This is a genomic window from Streptomyces sp. NPDC002156, from assembly GCF_053593675.1.
Window position 1 is genome coordinate 1 of sequence record NZ_JBSFDA010000198.1, and the last position, 17,952, is coordinate 17,952.

Consider the following 17,952-nt stretch of genomic DNA (forward strand, 5'->3'; position numbering starts at 1 on the left):
GGCTGAGTCAGTCAGCCCGTCCGGCGTTTGAGGACGAGGCCCGTTCAGGCCGATAGCGGGGGTCTGGGGGCGCAGCCCCCAGGGATGGGAATGGGTAGGGGCGGCGGGGGCGATCACTCGTTTGGACCACCCGGGCCCAGCAGCCGCCGCTCAGTGCACGGCAGGCACGCACCCACCGCCCGGCGTACCCTGCGCTACCACTTGGGCGGGCTGGCCAGCAGGCGTGCGAGGACGTCGTCCAGGACCCGGGCCGTCGCCGGTACGTCCAGCTGGGAGTTGTCGATGATCGGGAGGCCGGAGCCGTACCAGCCCGCCATCCGACCGTGGATGCGGGCAACCTCCTCGTCCGTCAGGCGACGGTTGCCGGAGCGTTCGGCATTGCGCTCCAGGACGATCTCCAGGCCGGGGAGGAGGACGACCGGCAACAGACCGGGCCCTACGTGCCGCTTCCAGCCGCCCAGGCCCACCACCGGCCGGTCCGGGAACACCGCGTCGTCGAGGATGCACGAGATCCCGTTGGCCAGGAAGTTGCGGGCGGCGAAGCCGCAGGTACGGCGGGCGAGACGATACTGCGCCTCGGAGTGGTCGTTCCACCCCGACTGCGGATCGGCGAAGCCCGAACGCACCCACTCGCGGACGTCATCGAGGCTGATGTGCGCGGTGGGCACCCGGCGATGGTCCGCCCAGTACTTCGCGACGCTGGTCTTCCCCGCGCCCGCGGGGCCGATCAGCAGCACGGCAAGGGGCGCGGAGGCCGGATCGAGCGGGCCCGTGGCGGGCGGCGGGCCCGGCGTCGGGACGAAGTCGCCCTGCGGCAACGGCACATGGCCGGTGGTGTCCGGCGGGGGCGGCACGGGGACGTGCTGCGGAACGGGAGCGTGCCGGGGAAGCGGCGGATGCGGTGCCTGCGGGCCGGGGCCCGACGGGGCTCCCCCCGTGTAGACCGGACCCGGGCCCGAGGGCGCACCCCCGGTGTAGACCGGGGCCGGGGCGGGCGGCCGGTTCGGGGGTGCGGAACCCGGGTGCGCGCCCGGGGGCTGTTGCCCCGCGTGCGGTGCGGCCGACGACCAGTCGGCGTCCGGTCCTTGCCCCGGCTGGTGGGGCGGCGGCAGCGGAGACCCCACTGCGTGCTGCATCCGGTGCCACTCCATCTCGTACAGGCAATTGGCGCTGGCTAGGGGCACGGACCCCGCTCTCCCCCACTGCCCGAAAGGCGTGGGGGGACCCCCAACCGAACGGTACCGTCCCGGGCCGCCGTTTGGTGAACGGCCCGGGGCGGTCTCAAGTGCCCGTCACCACAGGCGAATCGGGCCAAGCGCCCGAGTCGGGAGCTACTCCCCCACTTCGCCGTAGGCGGCGAGAAGGACGGCCGGGTCCGGTCCCTCCAGGACGGTCGGCTTGGCCAGTCCGTCCAGGACGATGAACCGCAGCAGATCACCCCGGGACTTCTTGTCGACCTTCATCGTCTCCAGCAGCTTGGGCCACTGGTCGTAGCGGTAGTGCAGCGGCAGGCCCACGGATTCGAGGACCGTACGGTGGCGGTCCGCCGTGGCGTCGTCCAAACGGCCCGCGAGACGGCCCAGTTCGGCCGCGAAGTGCATACCGACGGAGACGGCCGCGCCGTGCCGCCACTGGTAGCGCTCGTTCTTCTCGATCGCGTGCGCGAGCGTGTGACCGTAGTTCAGGATCTCGCGCAGGCCCGACTCCTTCAGGTCCGAGGAGACGACCTCCGCCTTCACCTTGATCGAGCGCTCGATCAGCTCGGCGGTGTGCGGACCGGCCGGAGTCCGGGCGGCCTGCGGGTCCGCCTCGATCAGCTCCAGGATCGTCGGGTCGGCGATGAAGCCGGCCTTGATGATCTCCGCGAGCCCGGACACGTAGTCGTTGACCGGGAGCGAGTCCAGCGCCGCCAGGTCGCAGAGCACACCGGCGGGCGGGTGGAAGGAGCCGACGAGGTTCTTGCCCTCGGCGGTGTTGATGCCGGTCTTGCCGCCGACCGCCGCGTCCACCATCGCCAGGACCGTCGTCGGGATCGCGATCCAGCGCACCCCGCGCAGCCAGGTCGCGGCCACGAACCCGGCCAGGTCGGTGGTCGCCCCGCCGCCGACACCGACGATGACGTCGGTACGTGTGAAGCCGGACTGGCCGAGCGCCTTCCAGCAGTAGGCGGCCACCTCGACGGTCTTGGCCTCCTCCGCGTTCGGCACCTGGATGGCGACCGTCTCGAAGCCCTGGCCCGCCAGGTCGGCGCGCAGCGCCTCACCTGTCTCGGCGAGCGCCTCGGGGTGGATCACCGCGACCCGCTTCACCCGGGGCCCGATCAGCCCGCCCAGCTCCTCCAGGAGCTGTCGCCCTATCAGGACCTCGTACGGATCGCTGCCCGCCGTGCCGCCGACCTGGATCCGCGTCACTGCCTCGCTGCTCATGCTTCCTTCAACTCCAGTGCGTCCAGGACGGCTTGGGTGACCTCTTCGGGCGTGCGGCCATCGGTGGGTACGACGGCCAGGGCGACCTCCGTGTACAGATGGCGGCGGGCCTCCATCAGCTCCCGCCACTGCCGGCGCGGATTGACCGCCAGCAGGGGGCGGGCCGCGTTCAGGCCGGTGCGCTGGACCGCTTCCTCGACGTCCATCGAGAGGTACACGACGCGGTGCCCGGCCAGCAGCTCGCGGGTGTCCTCGTCGAGGATCGAGCCGCCGCCGAGGGCGAGGACGCCGTCGTGCTCGGCCAGCGCCCGCTGGACCGCCTGCTTCTCGACGGCCCGGAAGACCGGCTCGCCCTCGTCGACGAAGATGTCGGCGATCGTGCGGCCCTGCTCGGCGACGATGTCGTCGTCGGTGTCCCGGTACGCGCAGCCGAGCCGCTCGGCCAGCAGCCGTCCGACGGTGGACTTGCCGACGCCCATCGGCCCGACCAGCACAATCTGCACCACGCTCACCGGACGATCAGGTGCTCGAGGTACGACTCCACATTGCGGCGCGTCTCGGGCACGCTGTCGCCGCCGAACTTCTCCACGACCGCGTCAGCCAGCACGAGGGCCACCATCGCCTCGGCGACGATCCCGGCCGCCGGGACCGCACACACGTCGGAGCGCTGGTGGTGGGCCTGCGTCGCCTCGCCGGTCACGACATCGACGGTCTGCAGGGCGCGCGGCACGGTCGCGATCGGCTTCATGGCCGCCCGTACGCGCAGCAGCTCACCGGTGGACAGACCGCCCTCGGTGCCACCGGAACGACCCGTGGCACGCCGGATGCCGTCGTCGGTGGCGATGATCTCGTCGTGCGCCTTCGAGCCCGGCACGCGCGCGAGGTCGAAGCCGTCGCCGACCTCGACGCCCTTGATGGCCTGGATGCCCATCAGGGCGGCGGCAAGGCGCGCGTCGAGGCGCCGGTCCCAGTGCACATGCGAACCGAGGCCCACGGGCACGCCGTACGCCAGCACCTCGACCACACCACCGAGGGTGTCACCGTCCTTGTGGGCCTGGTCGATCTCCGCGACCATCGCCTTCGACGCGTCCGCGTCCAGGCAGCGCACCGGGTCCGCGTCCAGCTTCTCGACGTCGGAGGGCTTGGGGTAGACGCCGTACGGGGCCTTCGCCGCCGCCAGTTCGACGACGTGCGAGACGATCTCGATCCCGGCCGCAGCCTTCAGGAACGACCGGGCCACCGCGCCCAGCGCCACCCGGGCCGCCGTCTCCCGCGCGGAGGCGCGCTCCAGGATCGGACGGGCCTCGTCGAAGCCGTACTTCTGCATGCCCGCGAGGTCGGCGTGGCCGGGACGCGGCCGGGTCAGCGGGGCGTTGCGGGCGAGACCGGCCAGGATCTCCGGATCCACCGGGTCGGCCGCCATCACCTGCTCCCACTTCGGCCACTCGGTGTTGCCGACCATCACGGCAACCGGCGAGCCGAGCGACAGCCCGTGCCGCACGCCGCCGAGGAAGGTGATCTCGTCCTGCTCGAACTTCATCCGGGCACCGCGCCCATAGCCGAGCCGCCGCCGCGCCAGGTGGTCCGCCACCAACTCGGTGGTGATCGGCACGCCGGCCGGCAGGCCCTCCAGCGTCGCGACGAGTGCGGGACCGTGGGACTCCCCCGCGGTCAACCAGCGCAACCTGCTCAACGGTGCTCCTCATACTCGCGCCCTGGTACTGCCCTGCGTACGCGCGTCCTCGCGTACGTCGACGGCGTGACCGGGTGCGCGGCCCTGGCCCGCCACTCCCGATCCTCCCACGTCCGGGCCGGACACCTGGTCGGCGGTCCAGCAGACGGACGCGGAACGCAACAGGTTCAGCGGTCGGCGAGCGCCTTCTCGCCCGCCCTGCGCATGGCGCCCAGCGGACCCGGGACGCGCCCGGTCATCTGCTCCACCTGAAGCACCGCCTGGTGCACCAGCAGGTCGAGTCCGCTGACGACCGCCCCGCCGTACGCCGACCAACGGGCCGCCAGATCGGTTGGCCAGGGGTGGTAGAGCACGTCGAAGAGGGTCGCGGGCCGTTCCGGTACGGCACCGGACAGCGCGTCCGTCGCGCCGGCCGGGGTGGTGGCGATCACCAGCGGGGCGTGCAGCGCCCGGGCCGCGTCCGCCCAGTCCGCCGTACGGACCTCGATGTCGAGGCGTTCGCCCCACTGCCGCATCTCGGCGGCCCTGGCCTCGTTACGGACGTAGACGACGACCTCGCCGGTGCAGATCCGGGCGAGCGCGGCAAGGGCGGAGGAGGCGGTGGCGCCGGCGCCGAGGATCGCGGCGGAGTCGACCTGTTCGATGCCGTGCTCACGCAGGGCGCCCACGATCCCGGGGATGTCGGTGTTGTCGCCGACGCGCCGCCCGTCCGCGCCGAACACGACGGTGTTGACAGCCTCGACCGACGCGGCCGTCTCGCTGATCTCGTCGAGCAGCGGAATGACCGCCCGCTTCAGCGGCATCGTCAGCGACAACCCTGCCCACTCGGGGCCGAGGCCGCCCAGGAATTCCGGCAGCGCCGCCTCGTCGGTCTCGAAGCGGTCGTACGTCCAGTCGGTGAGCCCCAACTCGCCGTAGGCGGCGCGGTGCAGCACCGGGGAGAGGGAGTGAGCGATGGGGGAACCGAGCACGGCGGCCCGGCGTGGCCCTCCGTGCTCAGCTGCCGCTGTTGCGTTGTGCATTGAATTGCCGGACCAACTCTTCGTGTTCGGACAAGGTCTTGGTGAACTTCGTCGTCTTGCCGTCGAGGGAGATGAAGAACATCCATCCACCGCTGTCGGGACTCAGCGCCGCCTTCAGCGCGTCGTCGCTGGGATTTCCGATCGGCCCGGGCGGCAGCCCCTTGTAGAAGTACGTGTTGTACGGGTCGTCGTAGTTCCGGATCTCCGACGTCGAAATATCGATCTTGCTCTGGTTCTTGAGGTAGTTGTACGTCGAGTCGAATTCGAGCTTCTGGTTGGTGATGTCGTTCGACGTCTTGAGGCGGTTGTAGACGACGGCGGCCATCTTCTTGAAGTCGTCGTGCGTCACACCCTCGGCCTGAACAAGGCTCGCGACCGTGATGACCTGCAGCGGACCGTCGAGGTCCAGTTCCTTGGCCTTGGCTTCGAGGTCGAGCGTGCCGTACTTCGCGTTGGCCTGCGCCACCATTTCCTTCAGGACGTCCGCAGGTTTCATGCCCTTGGCGGCGGGATAGGTCGCCGGGTAGAGAAAACCTTCCAGCGGGTCCTTGATGTCCTCGTTGTCGTTCGCCCAGTCCGGAAGTCCGAGGCTCTTGTATTCCGCCTTGGCAACCTTCGCCGTGGTGCCCTTGGCAAGGCCGAGCTGTTTGTCGATCGCCGCGTAGACCTGGACGTTGCGCCATCCCGTCGCGACGATCAGATTGTTCTGGCTCTTGGGGTCGAGCATCAGCGCGACGGCGCTCTTGGCGGACATCTCCTTGTTCAGGACATACACGCCGGCCTGGATCGTCTTCCCCTTGGGATTCTCTGACTGGGCGGCAACAAAGGCGTCGACACTCTTGACGACACCTTTCTCCTTCAGCGCCTGGGCGATTTGGTAGCCGCCCGCGCCCTTGGGGATCTCGACGGTCACCGTCGCGCTCGTGCCGTCGCCGGCGAAGTCGGGCGCCGCGCCGAAACGATTTTGGTAGAACTGGTACCCGAAATACCCGATTCCGGCGATGCCACCACCGAACACCAGGACGACCACCAGGCAGGCCATCCCGCTGCGGCCCTTCTTGGTCTTGCCGCTCTTCCCGCCCTTGTCGCCGTCCCGGCCCTTCCGGTCACCGCGGCCCCGACGCCCCTCCGCCTCGTCGTCGGGCTCGTCGTCATCGTCACCGCCCGCGAAGAAGGCGTGCTCACCCTGGTCGGGACCGGGGTCCCAGCCGGTCTGCGGTTCCGGCTCGGGCTCGGGTTCCGGCTCGGGACGGCGCCTGGCCGGCGGTTCCGGCGGCGGATACGCGTCAGGAGTGCCGTAGTAGTCGGGCTGCTGGCCGCCGTACGCGGCTGCCTGCTGGGCGTACGGGTCCATGGGGTCGGCGGTGTAGGGCACTTGCGCCTGCTGACCGGCGTCCCAACCGCCGCCCGCGTACTGCTGCTGACCCTGATCGACGTACTGCTGGTGGGCCTGCCCGCCGTACTGCTGCTGCGGGTAGTGCTGCTGCTGGTACTGCTGGTTCTGGGCGTGCTGCTGGTACTGCTGTTGCGCGTACTGCTGCTGCGCCTGGTCGTACGCGGCCTGCTGGCCGTCGGTGCCCCAGTCGCCGTACTGCGGCTGCTGCTGCGACTGCTGCTGGGGGTAGTGCTGATGCTGGCCGTCGTAGGAGGACTGGTCGGCCTGGGCCTGCTGTCCTTCCCATCCGCCGTCCCCGTACAACGGGTCCTCCGGATGCCACGGTTCGGAGCCTGGGCCCCGGCCATACTCAGTCATCGATCCCCTAGAGCCGCGAGGCGGCCGATCACGCGGCGCCCACATCACCGCTACCGTTCCGCCTCTTATCGTGCGGCTACTGTTCGAACAGAGCCACAATCGCGCGGAACGTTACCGTATCGCGATCAGATGACCACTTCGACGCCCTCGCCGGGTGCTTTACCTGACACCCGTTCGGATTCGAGGGCCTGTTGCAGGATGATCACGGCCGCAGCCTGGTCAATGACCGATCTGCCCTTTTTCGATTTCACGCCCGAGGCACGCAGTCCCTGACTGGCCGTCACCGTCGTCATCCGCTCGTCCACCAGCCGTACCGGGACGGGGGCGATCAGGCGGGCGAACTCCTGAGCGAAGCCACGGACCTTCACGGCGGCGGGGCCCTCGCCCCCCTTGAGGGAGCGAGGGAGACCGACGACGACCTCGATGGGTTCGTACTCGTCGACGAGTTGCTTCAGCCTGCGATGAGCTGCGGGAACGTCCCGGCCGGGGACCGTCTCCACCGGGGTGGCGAGGATCCCGTCGGGGTCGCACGAGGCGACCCCGATCCGGGCGTCCCCGACATCGATCGCGAGTCGACGGCCGCGGCGCAGGGTGCTTCCGTCGTCGCTCACTTGGCCGTTTCCGCCACAAGGCGTTCGACGGCGTCGACGGCCTCGCCGATGGCGGCCGGGTTCTGACCGCCGCCCTGGGCGACGTCCGGCTTGCCGCCACCGCCGCCGCCGAGGGTCTTGGCGGCCGTACGGACGAGGTCGCCGGCCTTGAGACCGCGCTCGCGGGCGGCCTCATTGGTGGCGATGACCGTCAGCGGCTTGCCGTTGGCCGTCGTGAAGAGGGCGACCACGGCGGCCCGGCCGCCCTGGATGCGGCCGCGCACGTCGAGGACCAGCTTGCGCAGGTCGTCGGCGCCCGTGCCGTCCGGCACCTGACCGGTGACCAGGGCGACGCCGTTGACGTCCTTGGCGCCCTGGGCCAGCCCGGCGGCGGCCTGGAGGACCTTCTCGGCGCGGAACTTCTCGATCTCCTTCTCGGCGTCCTTCAGCTTGCCGAGCATGGCGGAGATCTTCTCGGGAAGCTCCTCCGGACGTCCCTTGACCAACTCCTGGAGCTGGGCGACGACCGTGTGCTCCCGGGCGAGGAAGTTGTAGGCGTCCACGCCGACCAGGGCCTCGATACGGCGCACGCCCGAACCGATGGACGACTCGCCGAGCAGCTTGACCAGGCCGAGCTGCGAAGTGTTGTGGACGTGCGTGCCGCCGCACAGCTCCTTGGAGAAGTCGCCGATGGTCACGACGCGCACGCGCTCGCCGTACTTCTCGCCGAACTCGGCGATGGCACCCTGCTTCTTGGCCTCGTCGAGGCTGAGGATCTCTGCGTGCACGTCCAGGTCGCGGGCGAGCACCTCGTTGATCTGCTGCTCGACGTCGGTCATCACGGCCGTCGGTACGGCGGACGGGGAGCCGAAGTCGAATCGGAACCGGCCGGGCTGGTTCTCTGAACCGGCCTGGGCGGCCGTCGGGCCGAGAGCGTCACGCAGGGCCTGGTGGGTGAGGTGGGTGGCCGAGTGGGCGCGGGCGATGGCCGTGCGGCGGCGCACGTCGATGGCGGCCTGGGCCTTGGCGCCGACGGTCACCTCGCCGACCTGGACGACGCCCTTGTGGACGTACACGCCAGGAACGGGCTTCTGGCAGTCGCGGATCTCGATGACGGCACCGGTGTCGATCCTGATACGCCCGGTGTCGCCGATCTGGCCGCCGCCCTCGGCGTAGAACGGGGTGCGGTCGAGGACGATCTCGACCTCGTCGCCCTCGGTGGCAGCAGGCGACGAAACACCGTCGACAAGGATGCCGACGACCGTCGACTCGCCCTCGGTGCGGTCGTACCCGACGAACTCGGTCTCACCGGCGGCGTCGGCGATCTCGCGGTAGGCGCCCATGTCGGCGTGGCCGGTCTTCTTGGCCCTGGCGTCGGCCTTGGCGCGGTCCCGCTGTTCCTTCATCAGGCGCCGGAAGCCGTCCTCGTCCACGGAAAGGCCCTGTTCGGCGGCCATTTCGAGGGTGAGGTCGATCGGGAAGCCCCAGGTGTCGTGGAGCAGGAAGGCCTTGTCGCCGGACAGGACCTGGCCACCGGCGGCCTTGGTCTCCGTGACGGCGGTGTCGAGGATGTTGGTGCCGCCCTTGAGGGCCTTGAGGAAGGCGGCCTCCTCGGCGAGGGCCACGGTCTCGATGCGCTTGCGGTCGCTGACCAGCTCCGGGTACTGCTGGCCCATCATGGCGATCACGACGTCGATGAGGTCCTGCACGACCGGCCCGGTGGCGCCCAGCAGCCGCATGTTGCGGATGGCGCGGCGCATGATGCGGCGCAGCACATAGCCGCGGCCCTCGTTGCCGGGCGAGACACCGTCGCCGATGAGCATCACGGACGTACGCATGTGGTCGGTGACCACGCGCAGGGAGACGTCGGAGGCGTGGGCGGCGCCGTACTCGATGCCCGTCAGCTCGGTGGCCTTCTTGATGACGGCCATGGAGGTGTCGATCTCGTACATGTTCTGCACGTCCTGCAGAATCATGGCGAGCCGCTCCAGGCCGAGGCCCGTGTCGATGTTCTTGCTCGGCAGGTCGCCGAGGATCTCGAAGTCCTCCTTCGAGGTGCCCTCACCGCGCTCGTACTGCATGAAGACGAGGTTCCAGATCTCCACGTACCGCTCGTCGTTGACGGCCGGGCCGCCCTCGACGCCGAACTCGGGACCGCGGTCGTAGTTGATCTCGGAGCAGGGTCCACAGGGCCCGGGGACGCCCATGGACCAGTAGTTGTCCTTCTTGCCGAGGCGCTGGATGCGCTCGGCGGGGACGCCGATCTTGTCGCGCCAGATCGTCTCGGCCTCGTCGTCGTCCAGGTAGACCGTGATCCACAGACGCTCCGGGTCGAGCCCGTAACCGCCCTTGTCCTGGGGCGAGGTGAGCAGCTCCCAGGCGTAGGTGATCGCGCCTTCCTTGAAGTAGTCGCCGAAGGAGAAGTTGCCGCACATCTGGAAGAAGGTGCCGTGCCGGGTGGTCTTGCCGACCTCTTCGATGTCGGGCGTGCGGACGCACTTCTGGACGCTGGTGGCGCGGGCCCACGGCGGCTTGACCTCGCCGAGGAAGTACGGCTTGAAGGGGACCATGCCGGCGGGGACCAGGAGGAGAGTCGGGTCGTCCGCGATGAGCGACGCCGAAGGGACAACGGTGTGACCGCGCTCCTCGTAGAAGCTCAGCCAGCGGCGACGAATTTCAGCCGACTCCATCAGTGGTCCTCATTCCGGTTGTACGGGTGCGTGTTGTCCAGCATCCCGTAGTGCTTCTCATCGTGCTTCAGGTTTTCCGGCCCACGGTCGAGGGCGGCGACCCGCCGCTGCGGGGGCAACGCGCGGCCCGGGGATTCGGCGATCCCGAGGGCCTCGCCCAGCTCGGCCTCACGCTGGACCATCCCGGCCCGTACGTCGAGGGCGAAGTCCTTGACCCGGTGTCCGGCCTCGATCGCCTTGTTGGCGGCCTGCGCGGCGAGGTGCTCGGGGGTCAGCTGGCGGAGCTTGCGGTTGACCTTGGTGGTGGCCCACACACCGGCCGCGGCACCCGCGGTGAACCAGAACGTACGGCGGAACATCGCGGGGTTCAGCCCTTCTGCCTGCGGCGCTTGGAGCCCTTCGGGGCCGGTACCGTGCGGCCGACGACGACCGTGCGCCGGACCCGTTCGGGCGCGGGCGCCTCGTCGGTCCTGGTGCGGGTCATCGCCCGGCGTACGCCGTATCCGAACGCGGCGACCTTGACGAGCGGGCCGCCGAACGTCGAGGCGACGGTGGTGGAGAGCGCCGACGCGTTGGAGGTGACCTCCTGGACGTCGGTGGCGATGGCGTCGACCCGGTCGATCTGCGTCTGCGCGGAGCGCACGGCCTGGGAGGCGTCGGCCAGCAGCGGCACGGCCTGTTCCGTCACCTCCGCGACCAGCTTGGTGGTCGCCCTGAGCGTCTGGGCCAGCCTCACCAGCGCCACGGCGAGGAAGGAGACCAGGATCGCCCAGAAGACGCCCACCAGGATCCCGGCAACCTCTCCACCGGTCACACCGCACCGCTCTCTGCGCTCGTAGATCGACTGTGTTCTGGGGGTACGTCACACACGTTCTGGATACTTCGAAAGTCGCTCCGACCCTATCGCGCCGAAGGCGGCCCTCCGTACGCGAGGTCGTACGCGAAGGCCCGCCGCTCCCCCGCCGGTGAGGGCGGGGAAACGACGGGCCGAAGGCGCGAAGCCGGTGCTGCGTGGTACTACAGCCGCTGGATCAGCGGGCGTAGTACTCGACGACGAGCTGCTCGTCGCAGATCACCGGGATCTCCTTGCGGTTCGGCTCGCGGTCCAGGCGGAACGCCAGGGCGCCGAGGTTCACCTGAAGGTAGCGCGGGGTCTCGCCGTCGGGGGCGAAGCCACCGGCGCGGGAGACCTCGAACAGCGTCTTGCTGCGGCTGCGCTCGCGGACCATCACGACGTCGTCGGGACGGACACGGAACGAGGGCTTGTCGACCTTCTGGCCGTTGACCTCGATGTGGCCGTGGACGACCATCTGGCGGGCCTGGTAGATCGTGCGGGCGATGCCCGAACGCAGGACCAGCGCGTCGAGGCGACGCTCCAGCTCGATGATCAGGGCCTCACCGGTCTTGCCCTGGACCTTGGAGGCACGCTCGTAGGCGCGGACGAGCTGGCGCTCGGACACGTCGTACTGCGCGCGCAGACGCTGCTTCTCCAGCAGACGGACCTTGTAGTCCGAGTTCTGCTTGCGGCCACGACCGTGCTCACCCGGCGGGTAGGGACGGGCCTCGAAGTACTTGACGGCCTTCGGGGTCAGCGCGATGCCGAGGGCACGCGACTTCTTGACCTTGGGGCGGGACTGGTTCGCCACTTCTTTTCCTTTTCCTTTTCGGCTGCCTCAGGGTTACGGGAGGTCGCATCCGCAGCCGGGGATTCCCGTCTCGTCCACTCGTCGCCGAGGGACTTGCCGGGCAGCCGTTCCCCTAGTTCTGGGCACATACGTGCAGCACACGAACGGCCCACCGACCGGTCCCGGGACTCCGGGTGGTGGTGGGCTGCCCGCGACACCTACGAAGGTGCGCGACGCTCCTGGATCATGAAGATCCGGCTGGTTGTCCCGCCTGAGGCGCCGACCGAAGCCGGACACGGGACTCAGCACTGCGCAGGATTCTACAGCGTGCTCAGGACCGCTTGCGACCGAGGTGTTTCCTGGTCCACTCGACGGCGTCCGCGTACCGGGCCTCGGCTCCGTGCCGGGTCGGTTCGTAGTACCGGCGGTCCTTCAGCTCCTCCGGGGCGTACTGCTGTTCGGCGATGCCTTCCGGCAGGTCGTGCGGGTACACGTACCCCTGCGCGTGGCCGAGTTTGGCGGCGCCCTTGTAGTGCCCGTCCCGCAGATGCATCGGCACGGGTCCCGCATGGCCCTTGCGTACGTCTTCCATGGCGGCGCCGATCGCCGTCGTCGCGGCGTTGGACTTGGGGGCCAGGGCGAGGGCGATGGTGGCGTGGCTGAGGGTGAGGGCGGCCTCCGGGAAGCCGATCATGGCGACGGCCTGGGCGGCGGCGACGGCTATCGGCAGGGCGTTGGGGTCGGCGAGGCCGATGTCCTCGCTGGCGGAGATCATCAGACGGCGGGCGATGAAGCGGGGGTCCTCGCCGGCCTCGATCATGCGGGCGAGGTAGTGCAGGGCCGCGTCGACGTCGGAGCCTCGGATCGACTTGATGAGGGCGCTGGCCACGTCGTAGTGCTGGTCGCCGTCGCGGTCGTATTTCACGGCCGCGCGGTCGACGGTCTCCTCCAGTGTCTGGAGCGCGATCTCCGCGTCGCCCTTGTCGAGCGCGGCTCCGGCGGCGGCCTCCAGGGCGGTCAGGGCCCGGCGGGCGTCTCCGCCGGCGATCCGCAGCAGGTGTTCCTCGGTGTCCTCGGGGAGGGTGACGGCGCTCTTGAGACCACGCTCGTCGGCGACCGCGCGGCGCAGCAGGCTGCGCAGGTCGTCGTCCGTGAGGGGTTCGAGGGTGAGGAGGAGGGAGCGGGAGAGAAGAGGCGAGATGATGGAGAAGTACGGGTTCTCCGTGGTCGCCGCGATCAGGGTCACCCAGCGGTTCTCGACGGCGGGGAGCAGGGAGTCCTGCTGGGCCTTGCTGAAGCGGTGGATCTCGTCAAGGAATAGGACGGTCTCCTTGCCGAAGCCGCCGGTGGCGCGGCGGGCCCCGTCGATGACCGCGCGGACCTCCTTGACGCCCGCGGTGATCGCCGACAGCTCGACGAAGCGCTTGTTGGTGGCCTTGGAGACGACGTACGCGAGGGTCGTCTTTCCGGTGCCGGGCGGTCCCCAGAGGATCACGGACGAAGGCCCGGCCGGTCCGCCGTCGCTCTCGCCGACGAGCCTGCGCAGCGGCGACCCCGGCTTCAGCAGATGCTGCTGGCCCACGACCTCGTCGAGGACACGCGGGCGCATCCGCACGGCCAGGGGGCTTCCGGACGGGTCCTTCTCCTGGCGTGCTTCTGCTGCGGCGGTGAACAGGTCGGGCTCCACGTCCAAAACCCTATGTCACGGCACTGACAGCCGGACCGGCGCCGTCAGCTGGTCCAGAAGTCCCACCAGCGGGTCAGGATCAGCATGCCGATGATGCCGATGTGCAGGACCGGCACGACCCAGGTGAACTCGCCGAAGAAGCTCTTGAGCCACTTCGGGGCCGGGATGAAACCGTTCCGCACATTGAACGAGGTCACGTACCAGAACATGATGATCGTCGCGACCCAGGCGAGGGAGCACCACAGGCACAGCGCGTTGATCCGGTACAGGGACTGGAACTGCAGCCAGGTGCAGAATCCGACGCCGAAGAGGGTGCCCGCGTTGAAGGTGAGCCAGTACCAGCGCGGGAAGCGGGCCCGGCCGAGCAGGCTCATGCCGACGCAGATGACGATGCCGTAGGCGACGAGGCCGATCATCGGGTTGGGGAACCCGAAGGCGGCGGCCTGCTTGCTCTCCATGACGCTGCCGCAGGACACCACGGGGTTGAGGCTGCACCCGGGGGTGAACGTCTTGCCCTCGGCCTTGGCTTCGAGCAGCTTGAACTTGTCGATCGTGATGACCCATGCGGCGAGCAGTCCGGCCGCGCCGGTGAGCAACAGCATCACGGCGAACGCACGGCTGGCGCCCACCGAGCGCGCGGCCTCGGCAGGCTCGGGCTGGTCGGTGGAGACGCCGTCCTTCATCATCGTCTTGGTCATCACGCCGTTCCGTTGCTTCGAGGGGGGTTGGCGGGCACGGTCATTGTGCCGCACGCGGGCGCGTGTCCACCGTTCGGTGGACATAAGGAGGTACGCCTGGTCGTCCCGGAGGGCTCGGTTCGGGACGAGGCTCGACGGCATGACAACACACGCGAAAGACCTCGCGGTGGCCGTACGGGGACTGCGCAAGCGGTACGGGGACGTGACCGCCGTGGACGGCATCGATCTCGGCATCCGCCAGGGCGAGGTGTTCGGCCTGCTGGGGCCCAATGGCGCGGGCAAGAGCACCACCGTGGAGATCCTCCAGGGCAACCGGACCCGGGACGCGGGCGAGGTCTCCGTACTGGGCTCGGATCCGGCGACGGGCACGCGCGCGTGGCGCTCACGTGTCGGAATCGTCTGGCAGGACGAATCGGCACCCGCCGAGTTGACGGTCCGCGAAACCGTACGTCATTTCGCCCGTTACTACCCGGCGCCGCGGGACCCGGAGCAGGTGATCGGGCTGGTCGGTCTGGAGCGGAAGGCGGGCAGCCGGATCAAGGAGCTGTCGGGCGGCCAGCGACGCCGTCTCGACGTGGCGCTCGGTGTGATCGGCGGCCCGGAACTGCTGCTCCTGGACGAGCCGACGACGGGTTTCGACCCGGCGGCCCGCCGCCAGTTCTGGGACCTGATCCGCACCCTCGCCGACGAGGGAACGACGATCCTCCTCACCACGCACTACCTGGAGGAGGCCGAGGTGCTGGCAGACCGGCTGGCGATCGTCTCGGCGGGCCGGGTGGTCGCCGAGGGCGAGCCGGCCGCACTGCGGGAGCGCCACGGCACCGAGGCGACCGTCGAGTGGACGGAGGCTGACGGCACCCCTCACGTCACCCGCACGAAGACGCCGACCCGCACGGTCACGGAACTCACGCACCGCTTCGACGGCGAGATCCCCGGCCTGCGGGTGAGCCGCCCGACCCTGGAGGACGTCTACCTCCGGCTGACCGGACAGGAGGACACGCGATGACGACGGCGACCGTACGAACCCGCGCGGAGAGGGAATCCGACATCCGCCTCCCCTCGGCCTGGAGTCTGGGCCTGCAGCGGGGCGCGCTGGAGATCAAGCAGTTCTTCCGGATGCGCGACCAGGTGGTGTTCACGTTCGCCTTCCCGGTCGTCTTCCTGTTCCTGTTCGCGTCGATCTTCAGCGACGACATCGACGCGGCCGGCATCACCGCCTCGCAGCTGTACGTCCCGGCGATGATGGCCGCAGGCATCATGTCGACAAGTTTCCAGTCCCTGGGCATCTCGATCGCGATCGAGCGCGACGAACGGGTGCTGCGCCGGCTGCGCGGGACGCCGATGCCCCCGGCCGCGTACTTCCTCGGCAAGATCTGGCTGGTCCTGGTCACCGGCTTCCTGGAGACGGTGATCCTGCTCCTGGTCGGCACGACGCTGTACGACGTGGACCTCCCCTCGGACGTGGGCCGGTGGGCGGAGTTCGCCTGGATCTTCGTCCTCGGTCTGACGGCGTGCGCGCTGCTCGGCATCGCGATCAGCTCCGTCCCGAAATCGGGCAAGAGCGCGACCTCCGTGGTCGTACTCCCGTTCCTGGTACTGCAGTTCATCTCCGGGGTGTACATCGCGATCGACACGATTCCCGACTGGATGCTGAACATCGGCGCCCTGTTCCCGCTGAAGTGGATGTGCCAGGGTCTGCGCGGGGTGTTCCTGCCCGACTCGGCCCGCGTCCTCGAACAGACGGGGAGTTGGGAGTTCGGACGCGTCGCTCTGGTCCTGGGGGCGTGGTGCGTCGGAGGATTGCTGCTGTGCCTGCTGACCTTCCGCTGGAAGAACCGGCGCGACGGGTGAACGGTTCCGAGCCCCGCGGCGCGTACACCTGGGACCGCTCGTTCCGGCTCTGGGACACGTACTTCGCCGTCGTCTGGCTGGCCACCCTGGTGTTCGTGCTCGGCACGAACTACCCGGGGTGGCCGGTACGCGTGACGGCGGCCGCGCTGCTGCTCCCCCTGATACCGATGTACGTGGGCTGGGGCCGCGTGATCCTCCAGAGCGACCCGCCGGACGAACACCGGTCGCTGCGCTACCTGCTCGCGTCTCTTGCCCTGTTCCTCCCCTCGGCGATCCTGGTCGGCGAGACGCGCCTGATGGCCTTCGCGCTGGTCCCGCAGTGCTTCATGACCCTGCGGCTGCGTTGGGCGCTGGCGGCCGTGACCGTCATCAACATCGCGCCGGTGGTGGGCTGGGCGCTGCTGTGGTGGCCCAGCGACCACGACGTGTTCTTCAACACGGTGTTCGCGCTGGTGACGCTGGTCTTCTCGGTGGCGGTGGGCAGTTGGGTCATCAAGGTGATCGAACAGAGCCAGGAACGGGCGGAGTTGATCGCGGAGCTGGACGCGAGCCGCCACGAACTCACTCGCCTGTCGACGGCACACGGAGCCCTGGCCGAGCGAGAACGCATGGCGAGGGAGATCCACGACACGCTCGCGCAGGGCTTCACCAGTCTGCTGATGCTGGTCCAGGCGGTCGAGGCGGAGCTGGACGACGACGTCCCGCAGGCCCGCCGTCATCTGTCCCTGATGGCGGAGACGGCCCGCCAGAACCTCGCCGAGGCCCGCGCCCTGGTGGCCGGCGGCGCACCGGCCGACCTGGAGGGCGCCACACTCCCGGACGCCCTGCACCGCCTGGCCGACCGCAACGAGGCGACGCTGACCGTGACGGGTCCCGTACGCCCGCTCCCGGCCGGCCAGGAGGTGGTGTTGCTTCGCGCCTGCCAGGAGGCCCTGGCGAACGCGCGGAAGCACGCGGGCAGTGGGACGGCGGTCACCATCGAGCTGACGTACGAGGAGGAGCGGCTCGCTCTCGCCGTACGGGACGAGGGCTGCGGCTTCGACACGGACGCCGTCCGGGACGGCTACGGTCTGGCGGGGCTGAGCGCGCGGGCGGCGGAGGCGGGCGGGACGGTACGCATCCGCAGCGCACCGGGCGAGGGCACGACGGTGACGGTAGGACTGCCCGTACCTTCCCCTGCTGCCCTGAGGAGCGAGCCGTGATCCGCATCATCCTGGCCGACGACCATCCCGTAGTACGGGAGGGCCTGCGCGCGATGCTCAGCGCCGAACCCGACCTCGATGTGATCGCCGACGCGTCGAGCGGGCCCCAGGCGGAGGCGCTGGCGGCGGAGTTGCGGCCGGACATCGTGCTGATGGACCTGCGGATGCCGGGCGGTGGGGGCGTGGACTCGATCGTCCGGATGAGCGAGGCCGGGCTGCCGTGCCGCGTGATCGTCCTGACGACGTACGAGACGGACCGGGACATCCTGCGGGCGGTGGAGGCGGGAGCGGCGGGCTACCTGCTGAAGGATCTCCCGCGGGGTGAACTGGCGGACGCCGTACGGGCGGCGGCGCGCGGCGAGACGGTACTGGCGCCGTCGGTGGCGGCGAGGCTGGTGGACCAGCTCCGGGCGCGGCCTGAGCGGCCCCGGCTGTCGGAGCGGGAGACGGCGGTGCTGCGGCTGGTGGCGGAGGGGTGCACGAACGCGGAGATCGGGCGGCGGTTGTTCATCGGGGAGTCGACGGTGAAGACGCATCTGCTGCGGGCGTTCGGAAAGCTGGGGGTGGACGACCGCACGGCAGCGGTGACGAGCGCGATGCGGCACGGCCTGCTGGACTGACGCCCGCGTCTTCTCGCCCCCGCCGCCCCTACCCATTCCCGTCCCCTGGGGGCTGCGCCCCCAGACCCCCCACGGCCCTGAACGGGCCTTGTCCT

General features: G+C 69.8%; 17 protein-coding genes. 4 read left to right on the forward strand and 13 right to left on the reverse strand.

Annotated features, from left to right (window positions below; all coding sequences use genetic code 11):
• Positions 1 to 194: 194 nt before the first annotated feature.
• The 13 genes from ACWCRB_RS43215 to ACWCRB_RS43275 form a co-directional block, all read right to left on the reverse strand.
• Entirely contained in the window at positions 195 to 1,136 is a 942-nt protein-coding gene (locus ACWCRB_RS43215; protein WP_451001314.1) for a Pro-rich N-terminal domain-containing protein, read from the reverse strand.
• A 195-nt stretch (positions 1,137 to 1,331) separates the two neighbouring features.
• Positions 1,332 to 2,426 (reverse strand): 3-dehydroquinate synthase, encoded by a 1,095-nt coding sequence (aroB, locus tag ACWCRB_RS43220; protein WP_451001315.1) that lies wholly within the window; start codon positions 2,424 to 2,426, stop codon positions 1,332 to 1,334.
• Positions 2,423 to 2,905 (reverse strand): shikimate kinase, encoded by a 483-nt coding sequence (locus ACWCRB_RS43225; RefSeq protein WP_369032127.1) that lies wholly within the window; start codon positions 2,903 to 2,905, stop codon positions 2,423 to 2,425. The genes aroB and ACWCRB_RS43225 overlap by 4 nt, the downstream gene beginning before the upstream one ends.
• Positions 2,906 to 2,934: 29 nt before the next feature.
• Complete coding sequence (aroC, locus tag ACWCRB_RS43230) at positions 2,935 to 4,119, reverse strand: chorismate synthase (RefSeq protein ID WP_369032023.1); 1,185 nt, start codon at positions 4,117 to 4,119, stop codon at positions 2,935 to 2,937.
• 167 nt (positions 4,120 to 4,286) lie between these two features.
• Positions 4,287 to 5,141: a shikimate dehydrogenase gene (locus tag ACWCRB_RS43235; protein WP_451001316.1), complete on the reverse strand. Its 855-nt coding sequence runs from the start codon at positions 5,139 to 5,141 to the stop codon at positions 4,287 to 4,289.
• Positions 5,116 to 6,894: an endolytic transglycosylase MltG gene (mltG, locus tag ACWCRB_RS43240; RefSeq protein ID WP_451001317.1), complete on the reverse strand. Its 1,779-nt coding sequence runs from the start codon at positions 6,892 to 6,894 to the stop codon at positions 5,116 to 5,118. Before mltG ends, ACWCRB_RS43235 begins: the two co-directional genes overlap by 26 nt.
• A gap of 125 nt (positions 6,895 to 7,019) precedes the next feature.
• Complete coding sequence (gene ruvX, locus ACWCRB_RS43245; RefSeq protein ID WP_369032126.1) at positions 7,020 to 7,484, reverse strand: Holliday junction resolvase RuvX; 465 nt, start codon at positions 7,482 to 7,484, stop codon at positions 7,020 to 7,022.
• Positions 7,485 to 7,501: 17 nt separating this feature from the next.
• Complete coding sequence (gene alaS, locus ACWCRB_RS43250) at positions 7,502 to 10,174, reverse strand: alanine--tRNA ligase (protein WP_451001318.1); 2,673 nt, start codon at positions 10,172 to 10,174, stop codon at positions 7,502 to 7,504.
• Complete coding sequence (locus ACWCRB_RS43255; protein WP_451001319.1) at positions 10,174 to 10,533, reverse strand: hypothetical protein; 360 nt, start codon at positions 10,531 to 10,533, stop codon at positions 10,174 to 10,176. The genes alaS and ACWCRB_RS43255 overlap by 1 nt, the downstream gene beginning before the upstream one ends.
• 8 nt (positions 10,534 to 10,541) lie before the next feature.
• Positions 10,542 to 10,988 carry a DUF948 domain-containing protein gene (locus ACWCRB_RS43260; RefSeq protein WP_451001320.1) on the reverse strand — a complete coding sequence of 149 codons (447 nt, stop codon included), beginning with the start codon at positions 10,986 to 10,988 and terminating at the stop codon, positions 10,542 to 10,544.
• Positions 10,989 to 11,205: 217 nt separating this feature from the next.
• A complete protein-coding gene (gene rpsD / locus ACWCRB_RS43265; protein WP_153291663.1) occupies positions 11,206 to 11,820 on the reverse strand; it encodes a 30S ribosomal protein S4 in 615 nt (204 codons plus the stop codon).
• Positions 11,821 to 12,130: 310 nt separating this feature from the next.
• Complete coding sequence (locus ACWCRB_RS43270) at positions 12,131 to 13,486, reverse strand: replication-associated recombination protein A (RefSeq protein WP_451001321.1); 1,356 nt, start codon at positions 13,484 to 13,486, stop codon at positions 12,131 to 12,133.
• A gap of 44 nt (positions 13,487 to 13,530) precedes the next feature.
• Positions 13,531 to 14,184, reverse strand: a complete 654-nt coding sequence (locus ACWCRB_RS43275; protein ID WP_451001322.1) for a vitamin K epoxide reductase family protein — start codon at positions 14,182 to 14,184, stop codon at positions 13,531 to 13,533.
• A gap of 139 nt (positions 14,185 to 14,323) precedes the next feature.
• Between ACWCRB_RS43275 and ACWCRB_RS43280 the strand changes: the two genes are divergently transcribed.
• Genes ACWCRB_RS43280 through ACWCRB_RS43295 form a run of 4 tightly spaced genes read left to right on the forward strand, consistent with a single transcriptional unit; the run spans position 14,324 to position 17,857 of the window.
• On the forward strand, positions 14,324 to 15,190 hold the full coding sequence (locus ACWCRB_RS43280; protein WP_451001323.1) for an ABC transporter ATP-binding protein: 867 nt from the start codon (positions 14,324 to 14,326) through the stop codon (positions 15,188 to 15,190).
• Positions 15,187 to 16,035 carry an ABC transporter permease gene (locus ACWCRB_RS43285; protein ID WP_451001324.1) on the forward strand — a complete coding sequence of 283 codons (849 nt, stop codon included), beginning with the start codon at positions 15,187 to 15,189 and terminating at the stop codon, positions 16,033 to 16,035. The genes ACWCRB_RS43280 and ACWCRB_RS43285 overlap by 4 nt, the downstream gene beginning before the upstream one ends.
• Positions 15,993 to 17,237: a sensor histidine kinase gene (locus ACWCRB_RS43290; protein ID WP_451001325.1), complete on the forward strand. Its 1,245-nt coding sequence runs from the start codon at positions 15,993 to 15,995 to the stop codon at positions 17,235 to 17,237. Before ACWCRB_RS43285 ends, ACWCRB_RS43290 begins: the two co-directional genes overlap by 43 nt.
• The gene (locus tag ACWCRB_RS43295) at positions 17,234 to 17,857 is read left to right on the forward strand and encodes a response regulator (RefSeq protein ID WP_451001326.1); all 624 of its coding nucleotides are present in this window, start codon (positions 17,234 to 17,236) and stop codon (positions 17,855 to 17,857) included. Before ACWCRB_RS43290 ends, ACWCRB_RS43295 begins: the two co-directional genes overlap by 4 nt.
• Positions 17,858 to 17,952: the final 95 nt, after the last annotated feature.